The 10,697-nt window shown below is 44.0% G+C and carries 6 protein-coding genes; all 6 read left to right on the forward strand.

Going from position 1 to position 10,697, the window contains the following annotated elements:
• Window positions 1–2,023: type VI secretion system Vgr family protein (locus IRQ95_RS21665; RefSeq protein WP_194439834.1), on the forward strand; the 2,023-nt coding region annotated here is incomplete at its 5' end.
• Complete coding sequence (locus tag IRQ95_RS21670; RefSeq protein ID WP_194439836.1) at window positions 2,020–2,631, forward strand: DUF4123 domain-containing protein; 612 nt, start codon at window positions 2,020–2,022, stop codon at window positions 2,629–2,631. The genes IRQ95_RS21665 and IRQ95_RS21670, both read left to right, overlap by 4 nt.
• Complete coding sequence (locus tag IRQ95_RS21675; RefSeq protein WP_194439838.1) at window positions 2,621–6,136, forward strand: hypothetical protein; 3,516 nt, start codon at window positions 2,621–2,623, stop codon at window positions 6,134–6,136. Before IRQ95_RS21670 ends, IRQ95_RS21675 begins: the two co-directional genes overlap by 11 nt.
• Before the next feature lie 2 nt (window positions 6,137–6,138).
• Window positions 6,139–7,149, forward strand: a complete 1,011-nt coding sequence (locus IRQ95_RS21680; protein WP_194439840.1) for a hypothetical protein — start codon at window positions 6,139–6,141, stop codon at window positions 7,147–7,149.
• A gap of 228 nt (window positions 7,150–7,377) precedes the next feature.
• A complete protein-coding gene (gene ggt, locus IRQ95_RS21685) occupies window positions 7,378–9,120 on the forward strand; it encodes a gamma-glutamyltransferase (protein ID WP_194439842.1) in 1,743 nt (580 codons plus the stop codon).
• A 170-nt stretch (window positions 9,121–9,290) separates the two neighbouring features.
• Window positions 9,291–10,529, forward strand: a complete 1,239-nt coding sequence (locus tag IRQ95_RS21690) for a peptidoglycan DD-metalloendopeptidase family protein (protein ID WP_194439844.1) — start codon at window positions 9,291–9,293, stop codon at window positions 10,527–10,529.
• Window positions 10,530–10,697: the final 168 nt, after the last annotated feature.

Consider the following 10,697-nt stretch of genomic DNA (forward strand, 5'->3'; position numbering starts at 1 on the left):
ATCATTATGGGATGGCGCTGAACCCTATTTTGGTTTTCGCTACAAAATCGAGCTTGCGAGTCGACAATCCAGCATTGCGGTGCAGGACGTAGTGGATAAACCCGCTCACCTGATGATGAGTATCGATGGCGAGCCCGTGCAGCATGTCCACGGCATTGTGCGCCAGTTTGCTCAGGGCGAGATTGGCCATCACCATACCTTGTATTCCATAGTGTTAGTGCCCGCACTTGAACGCCTCTCTTTACGCCAGAATAGCCGTATCTTCCAACTCAAGACCGTGCCAGAAATCATCACCACCTTATTGCAAGAAATGGGGATCGAAGATTTCAGTTTTGCCCTCACGGGAACGCCGGCTTCGCGTGAGTTTTGCGTGCAATACCGTGAGACCGATTTAGAGTTTCTACAGCGGCTGGCGGCAGAAGAAGGGATCAGTTATTACATTGAACAGACCGACTCGAAACACTCGGTGATTTTTGTTGATGACAGCGCATTGATTGCTAAATACGCCCAGCCTGTTACACACAATAGCATGGCAAGTGGCGTGATGAATGAGCCGTATATCTCGCACTTTGCGATTGCCCACCAAACTGAACCAAGCCACTTAGAGCTTAAAGATTACAGCTTTAAAAAGCCCAGCTACGGCTTTGCTCAAACTCAAACTGGCAGTGATTTAAGTTTTCAACATCGCCAATACGAACATTACGACTTTCCAGGGCGCTATAAAGACGATGAGAGCGGTAAAGCATTTAGCCAATACCGACTAGAATACTTAAGGCGCGAATCCCACACCGCACTCGGTAAGAGTAATCATCCAGCTCTACATGCAGGGGTGAAGTTTGATTTGATTGAGAACTTAGAGCTCGCGGCGAACCGAGACTGGCTGGTGGTAGAAGTGAGCCATCAAGGCACTCAGCCGCAAGCGCTCGAAGAAGAGGGTGGCAGCGGCGCAACCACTTACAACAACCAATTTAAAGTGATCCCCGCCGATAAAACATGGCGTGCAGAGCCACAACCTAAACCACAGGTTGATGGCCCAATGATTGCGATTGTTGTCGGTCCCGAAGGCGAAGAAATTTATTGTGACGAGCATGGACGAGTGAAACTGCATTTTCCTTGGGACCGTTACTCCGGTGGCAATGAGCAAAGCTCATGTTGGGTTCGAGTGTCACAAGGTTGGGCTGGAGCGCAATACGGCTTTATGGCTGTGCCACGTATTGGGCATGAGGTGATAGTTGAGTTCTTACATGGCGATCCTGATCAGCCGATCATCACTGGGCGAACTTATCACGCCACCAACACGCCGCCTTATGCTTTACCGGAAGACAAAACCAAAACCGTATTGCGCAGTGAAACCCACCAAGGTGAAGGATTTAATGAACTGAGTTTTGAAGACCAAGCCGGTACAGAGAAAGTCTACCTGCACGCGCAAAAGGATTTTGCGGCAGACATTCTCAATGATCACAGCACTCACATTAAGCGTGACCAACACCTTATTGTAGAAAACGACCGTTTTACTCAGGTGGACAACAACCAGCATTTAGTCGTGACGGGTGAAAGCAGAACCAAGGTCAACAAAGACAAATCTCTTGTGGTTGATGGCAGCTTGCACCAGAAGGTCTCAAATTTACATGCAGTTGATGCCGGTACCGAGGTGCACCTACAAAGTGGCGCCAAAATAGTGATTGAAGCGGGTAGCGAGCAAACATTCAAAGTGGGCGGTAACTTCGTCAAAATCGATGCATCAGGCGTAACGATTTCCGGCGCGACCATTAACCTCAACTCCGGCGGCAGCGCAGGCAGCGGAAGTGGGTTTGGTGGGAAGATAGCAGAGAATCCATTAGGGGTGGAGTCGCCGGATAATCCAGAAGAGCTAAAACGGTTTGTTGTAACTCCAGCATTGGAACAACAAGTATTGGCTGATCTACGACAATCAACAGCGGTGACGATGACATGTCAGAAAAAGCCTGACGGTAGTTGTCCTTTAGATACTTGTCCATGTGTTAATAACGGAGAGCCCTCATGAACCTTAAATCTCCGCGTTTAGCGTTAATATCTTATTATCCCAATATGCATCAAGAAATTTACCAAAAATTTCAAGAGCGGAATATTAACTATCTTTATCAACAAACAGTTCTAGAAGGTATAGCGGATAAAAGTCCATTGATTGTTGAGTTGTTTCCACAAGACCCATTTTTATCAAGCCTACCTCAAGAGAATACGTTGCTTTTTTATACGTCAAATGATGTTGAGTTTGACGGAATAGTAACGCATTTACGGAAGCGTTTAAGTGTTATCTTTCAGGGAGATCTTAAGGGGATATTTCACTATTACTTGCCTGAGGTCTCGAGCTATTTTTTCTCACATTCGGATTTAAATGATACCAAAAAATGGCTATCACCTATTTCGGGAGTAGGTTTCTTTCGTCAAACAATCACTGAATCTCCTAAGTGGATTGAGCATATTTTTGAAGATAGCGAGATTAATGATGTCGATATTTGGCGATTGACTGAATCTCAATCAGAGGCTTTGACTCTCCATGTTATGGATAAGATGGTGTCAACCGAAAAACACAACTCGAACAATATTCCTAATCAAAACGCAACTTTGCATGAGGTGAAACATGACGCCTAAGTTTACTTCTAACCCTGCTTGTGATGGAAAAATATTTTTACTCGAAATAACCGGTATTCAGCACTCAGATAAGCAAAAAATCGCATTTTACGATCAAACAGATATGAACCAACGTATTGCTTTGGAAGACACAAAAAAAATAGATCCTGAGCTTGAAGATACGACCATGTACACGTGGGATTGGAGTGCAGAAATAGAACCGCGCAACGTTTGGTTGAGCATTGATAGTGATGATGAGCCGATATTGTTGCCGTTGTATGAAAATGTCGAGGCTGTTAAAAGAAAAACATACAAGCGGCCGCAAGATTACCGTGTGCAATCTGTGGTTCCTATCTCAGTACTTGCTGATCTAGATAGCTCCAAATCTGAATTAGAACGGATGGCTCCTGCGAGATCTGGCTTTCTTTATATTGCCTATAAGGGAAAAATATGGAGAGAAATAGAAATAAGTGCAACGCAATCAGGACAATTTGAATTTAATGACGTCAATTTATATGCCTATCGAGAAGGCCGCGATAAACCGTTTAAAGCCAATATAACCAGAGAGTCAACAGGTACAACACTGAACGAAATTTGGTTTCCAAATAAAGATAATGGCCAATCGACAGATGTACGTTTTGCTTTTTCAGAAGTTCCATTAAGTGCTGCGCGATTAAACTATTTGGAAGCCAATCCTGCGGAACTTGTATTGCAGTTTAAAGCTCTTAAATGCATGCCACATCACGCAACAGAGCTTCCAGAGATGAGGTCTAGAGAGTTAGGTGCTGAAATGTCGACTGCAGCACCTGTTGCTTACAATCGAGATCTCTCAGGAGAAATATTGACACGGTGCTACCAGCAAGCAAAAAAAGCATTAACTAGAGAAGGACACTTTTCTAACGTTGAAGGTTACGAATATGGTGCAGCGTCGAGTTGTCTTGTCGAGAAGCTGAGTGAATCTTCTGGGGAGGTTATCGATTCGAATGAATATTGGAAAGGAGAACAGAGCCAAAATGTATTACAAGATGCTCATGAAAGGCACCTCCGATACATAGTTTTAGACGACCCGATTCAAGAGCTTCGACAGCAAGTTTCAACTCTACAGAGTGCGATAAACTATTATCAGTTGCTACAGATGGACGCTGCAAAGCAGCCACACTTTAACAGTGCTTTATTAGTGAATACTTTTATTCTGCCAAGGCAGTTTGGTGAGGCAGATAACCCAGCACATAAATATATCGATAAACTCAAACGATCAGATGGCAGTACATATGCCTGCTCTTTACGCACTAAAGAGCGTAAAGCGTGCTTAAAAGATATCGAAAAGCTACAAAAAGGATTGTTAAAGACACTAAGTTCAGAGGTATTAATTAATGCGTTCCGCGACATTACCAGTTTGGATGATGCCAATGGATTAGGTGCTCACCTACTGGTTAATCAATGTAACTCACTGCTCATTACCTCGCCAGCAACACAAGATCAACTATTGCCCGAAAGTGAGCGCAAAGAATCTAAATATTTAGAGGATGTGTGTAGGTTAGTCAGTAGAGAAGAAAATGGTGCGCTGAGTAAAATTGTATTTCCGGAAACCCCTGCGACACTAGACGGTTCATACACTCCTCCAGAGCCTTTCAACGATGGTTCTGGATGGGTAACACTTGCGCAAATTGCCAATTGGACAAAAGATGGTTTAAAGCTTTCACCTGAAAGCGTCTCTCAATTGGAAAGTGCTACCTTAGCGCTGGAAGATGAATCGAATAGTATGGATTTTGTACTACTGAGACGCGTGATTAATACTATCGATGCAACTTTAAGCAATTTGTTTGCCGGCAGTTTGATGCTTCAAAATAGATTGCTCTCCGGAGAAGGCGCAGTTCGGATTTCTTTCAACAGCATTTATGCTGATTCTCTCGCATTAGCCAAAGCAATAGGCGGTGGTCCTCTTGCTGATATGACTTATACCCCAGTGACAGGTGGAAAAATTAGTGGCGTACTAGTCGGCCTTAGCGGTTTACCTAGTGGCGACCTTGGCTTTAACCCTAGTGGAGCAAAGCAATATAAGTATGGCAGTCGAGGAACAAGAAATAGTTTTGGTAATGTAGCGTTAGACCAACAACAAAAAATATTTGCTACCAATAAAAAGCAGTTTGATAAGACAGTTAATACCATGAAACATCAGGCAGTGGATATGGTGATGTTTCCCCAAGATTCCGAGGTAGATGAATATTTAAAACTAAATAAAGACGGTATCAAAGAACTGAAAGATAAGGGTATAAATAAAAGCAATGCCTATGAGAAGTTAAAAATGCCGGTTTGGTTGATGATGGTTGAGGTATTTAATGTTAGGAATGCAATTCAACAGAGTGACAAAAATGATATTATTTATTCATTATCAAACATAATAAGTGCCTCAGCTGATATAGGAATTGCAGCTACGGCGACTCACAATTATCTTACTCAAGGAAAAGGTAAACTAGCCTCATGGTCTAATGCGAGTACCAATTATCAGTTTAAGAAAGGTACGATAAAGCGCTTTGGTTCGATGATGAAAAATAACTTTGTTGATATACGTTTACAAAGCAATATAACTCGATTGGGCATGGCAGGAACATTTGCAGGGTTATTTACTGCAGCGTTAGCTGCTTGGGATACTCACAGATTGATAGCTAAACGAGATACAGATGCAGCCATTGGAATGGGAATGTTTGCGCTAGGTACAGCTATAGCTTCTTTTTCTGGGACTATTTTTGCTAGTTCTACAACGTTCTTACTGCTTGGCCCGATAGGTTGGATCGGTTTAGCTCTAGCGTTAACTGGCGGTCTAATTGTCTATTTGTTTACTGATACCCCAATAGAAACGTGGTTAAGCAATGGTCCCTTTGGTCATGAACTGACAACGAGTGACAAACTAAAGTATTTAACGAATGAACCTGAATGGGCCTACCAGCAATTGCTCAATCAATTTGTTAATTTGTCACTAGAAGTGATGCCGGTAGATCGTATTCCTTACCACATATTAAAGAGGGAAGCGCTGGAGAAACAGGGTGTTACCCACGTATTATTAGTGAGAAATAACCTTGCTCAGTTGTTGAATATGAGTGACGTACAAATTAAGTTTGAAGCTCAGCAAGTATTAGAGCAAGTTCAGTTAGTCAAGCGAGCTAAGCTTAAGTATTTATCGAATGATAATGTAAAAGAGAGTTTTAGTGAACTAACAGCATGGCCAGTTAAAAGTATGGCTATTGCAGCGGTAGAGCAGGTCGAATTTGCTGAAGGTAGAGCTTATTTCTTCTGTAGTACGTTAAAAGTACCGAAGTCTATTGCATTTTATAATAATTCTGTACGCTACCGAATAAATATTGATGCGAGAGTACAGCTGAAAGTGGGCGATTTTATTTTTCCTCAGCCAGAGATGGAAGTTCTACAACAGGTAAAGAATGATCTTGTGAAAGATGCGAATAAATACAATCATCCAGACTTTAGCGTAGAATCACAGCCTTATTGGGCCAAAGCTAAGGGAGTTTAAGCGTGACGATATCATTACATCAGTACAGCAATAGTGCTTACGATTCAAATCAGATACCTCCCCAGCCTCCTAGGTCAAAAAAAGGGGTACTTGGTAAGCTAGTTAGTTCGGGACAAACAGTACTTTCATTTACGCAGAGCGATGAAAGTATTCCATCTGGTTTATATCGCGAGAAAACCCCTTCAGAATGGCAAGAGTTTAAGGAGGAAAATAAAAATATTCGTCCATCTTGGAATGAAGAGTACTTAATCAGTGGGACATTAAGTAGTTGGTCAACGTTATATCTATTTATTTCTGCTGGTGGGGCAATTATGGTGAAGTTATTCTCATCGTTATTTTTGCTCACTAGCCTAATTGCAGTTGCTGTTGATTTTATCGATTGGAATCAAGCACTGACTGAGGCGATTATACCATTTGGAACATACGTAACGTTACCCGCCGCGATTATTTGGCTGCAATTTGAACTATGTAATCGCGGCTATTGGTCACCTTGGTATTTCAGATGGTTGGTAGAGATACGCAAGCAATTTGAAATCAACCGACGTACGGGGATGGTGACGTTATATAAAGGCCATAACAAAGTGCGGTATAGCCATCCGTTTATTGAGTTTGATTGTATTTTAGCTTCCGTGCCTACACAGCAAGGTTTCCTTTGCTACGGTTTGGTATTGGCGCACCGGTATAATGGTTCAAAATTCTCAGTGCCAATCGGGACACTAATTGGAAATAGTGAGAGAGTGATGGAATATCATAGGCTGTGGAACGCTATCCAGCGCTATATGGATGTGAGTCAACCGATGCCGGACATTCTCGAGCTAGAAGAATCCCGCTTAAAAGATCCAACTACTGCTGAATATGATAAGCAAACTAAGCGCAAGGAAGATTATTGGCGTAGCATGAGTGATGAAGAGTATGGGCGCACAATTGAAAGAATTATAAAGAAGCAGTCGCAAAACAATGCTTTATCTGGTGGTCTTTCTCTCAATATATTTAAAGATGAGAGTGCAAAGTAATAAACCCTCTCTGACCTCTATGAAAACCTAAAAGTCGTCAATTGATGCTGAATTGCTCGGGAGCAAGTGACGAAGGCGAACTTATTGGTTCGCCTTTTTTTCTATCACATTTCTACCGTTATTTTATTAGCAGGTATGAGGCTAGTTAAGTTTCGTACTCGTAAAGCCTTAGCGTAAGGAATTATCAGTCTATACTGAGACTTATCATTTTATTTAGTAGGGATTGCTATGAGTGGAAAGTACTGGATTACGTTAGGTTTAGTTTTTACTTCAACGATGGCTTTCTCAGCCGACGTGGCAGACAGTGTCGCGCCTGAACTCACCAGTCAAATCAATGCAAAACAGAGCGTAACTGCCAAAGAATTTGTGGTTGCTGCGGCGCATCCGTTGGCGGTGGAGGCTGGTTATCAAGTGTTGAAAAGCGGTGGCAGTGCCGCAGATGCTTTAGTGACAGTGCAGACCGTATTAGGCTTGGTTGAGCCGCAATCTTCAGGCTTAGGTGGCGGTGCATTTCTGGTTTACTACAGTGCTGAGAAGCAACATCTCACCACCTATGACGGTCGAGAAACCGCGCCGCTAGCAGCAAGACCGGAGCTGTTTCTGGATGAAAACGGCGAGCCACTTAAGTTCTTTGATGCGGTTGTCGGTGGGCGATCTGTCGGTACGCCCGGCACAGTAAAGCTGCTTGCTGACATTCACCGCCAATATGGCGAGCAGCAATGGGCAAGTTTGCTTAAGCCCGCGATTGATCTTGCAAGAGATGGCTTTGAGGTATCGGAGCGTTTGGCAAGCTCGATTGCGCGTGATAACGAGCGACTAAGCCGTTATCCAGATACTAAGCGTTACTTCTTTACTGAATCCGGACAGCCTTTGCAGCAAGGGAGCCTGTTGAAAAATGCCGAGTATGCTCAGACGCTAGAATTACTGGCGAAAGAGGGCGAGCAAGCCTTCTATCGTGGCAAGATCGCGCAAGATATTGTCAGCAAAGTTCAAGGCATCACGGATAACCCCGGTTCGCTGGCTGTTGAGGACTTTGCTACTTACAAAGTTATCGAGCGAGAGCCAGTTTGTACACCATATCGTCAGTATCAAGTATGTGGCATGGGTCCACCGAGTTCAGGTGCATTAACTGTCGGGCAGATCCTTGGGATTACGTCGCACTTTGAGCTGAGCAAAATGGGCGCGGATGATCCACAATCGTGGCAGATCATTGGTGATGCCTCACGTTTAGCTTTTGCTGATCGTGGACGTTACATCGCCGATACGGATTTTGTCCCAATGCCACATGGCTTGCTTGATCCTGACTACTTGGCTGATAGAGCTCGTTTGATTAAATCCGGGAAAGCTCTTGATCAAGTAGAGCCTGGTAATCCACCTTGGAACCAGCGTATTGCACAAGCTGATGACCAATCAATTGAGCTGCCAAGTACTACCCACATTGTAATTGTTGATAAGCAGGGCAACATCATCTCCATGACCAGTACGATTGAAAATGGCTTCGGTTCACGGGTGATGAGCAACGGTTTTCTGCTTAATAACGAACTGACCGATTTCTCGTTTGCTTCACACAAAAATGGTTACCCAATCGCCAATCGCGTTGAGCCGGGCAAGCGCCCACGTTCGTCAATGGCACCAACCATTGTGATGAAAGAGGGCAAACCTTATATGGCACTGGGCTCGCCGGGTGGCTCTCGCATTATGGGTTATGTGGCACAAACGCTTATCGCCCACTTTGAGTGGGGCATGGACATCCAACAGGCGATCAATATGCCGCGTATGCTCAACCGTTTTGGCAGTTATGATTTGGAGCAAGGCACTGACGCGGAAAAGCTTAAACCGGCACTTGAGGAGATGGGCTACAAGGTCGATATTCGTGATTTGAATTCCGGTCTGCAAGGTGTGGTGTTTACCGAAGGTCAGATGATAGGTGGTGCTGATCCAAGGCGAGAAGGCATCGTGTTGGGTGATTGATTACGTTGATCTGAAAGCTATGCTTGGGTATCAAGATCTGAATGGTTTGGATAAATGGATGAGGGAGCAGTGAGTCTTCCTCATTGTCTGACTTACAAATTAACATTTGTCTGATTTGGTGATTAATTGTTATGTTATAACATAACTAAAATTCATCAATGCTTTTACCCATGAACAAAATCAGACTGACATTAGTAGCGGTTGCGCTTAGTGCATTTGCAGTTGCAGCGCTTATTTCCGAGCAGCCGATTGAGCCAGAGCCCGCAGCACCAATTAAAGTCACCGCTTATCAACCTGCCACTAAAGCCGCGAATAGCTCCGAACCGGATCAACCAATACGGGTTCACTACTTTGTAAAAGTGGGCGATACCCTAAGTGGTATTTTCTCCGACTGGAATCTTCCCTATACAGATTTGCAGCAGATACTCTCAGCAGACCATGCGACCTTGCAACTGGATACTATTAAGCCGGGTGACTACTTAGAATTTTCACTCGATAAACAGACAAGGCAACTCAATAGCCTGACTTACCATATTAGTTTGGTAGAGAAAGCCATCTATAGCCGGGAGCAAAATGGGGAGTTTGGTTACCAATTTACGGAGTCCCCCTCGACGTGGCGTGAGAACCTCTATTCGGGAAGTGTTGATGGCAGCTTTTCCTTATCTGCACATAAACTTGGGCTTTCGTCTAAGCAGATCACGAACATAACCCGAGTATTGAAAGATAAGCTCAATTTCTCGCGCGCGTTAAGGGCAGGAGATCGCTTTGATGTATTAGTCAAAGAGCAATATCTTGGTGAGCATGCGACTGGTAATAGTGAGATTCAAGCGATTTCATTTAAGCTAGCGCGCGGAGAAGTCGCGGCGTTTCTTGCTGAGGACGGGCGGTTTTACGATCGCGAAGGTAATAGTTTGGAGCGTGCGTTTAACCGTTATCCAATCGATAGGCAGTATCGCCGAATTACCTCACCATTTAATCCCAAGCGTAAACACCCCGTCACCGGAAGAGTGACGCCACATAATGGTACAGATTTCGCCACCCCAGTTGGCGCTCCGATATATTCAATCGGCGATGGCAAAGTGATCGGGGTGAGAAATCATCCTTATGCGGGCAAATATTTGGTGATTGAGCACAACAGTGTCTATAAAACGCGTTATCTGCATCTGGATAAATTTCTGGTTAAGAAAGGGCAATATGTTCAACGTGGTCAGAAAATTGCGCTGTCTGGGGCGACCGGCCGTTTAACTGGACCACACCTGCACTTTGAAGTGTTAGTGCGCAATCGCGCCGTTGACCCAATGAAAGCCGATCTGCCGCTTGCTTCATCAGTGTCCGACGCTGATAAGCCTGCTTTTATCGCTAGAGTCAAAGCTTTTGATCAACGGTTGCTTGAGAATAGATCAGGTTAGATATAGATAGAAAAACAGCAACTCATTGAGTTGCTGTCAGACTGCTGACAAAGGTCTAGCTTTCGAGCTAGACCTTTGATCTAATAGGGGTATCGAAATATGGATACTCCGATATGCTTCAAGAACCGACTCCGCAACAATACGAACTGGAAATGGTAACGATGGAAC

Origin of the sequence: Vibrio fluminensis (assembly GCF_015278125.1) — a bacterium.
In the GTDB taxonomy this organism is placed as follows: Bacteria; Pseudomonadota; Gammaproteobacteria; order Enterobacterales; family Vibrionaceae; genus Vibrio; species Vibrio fluminensis.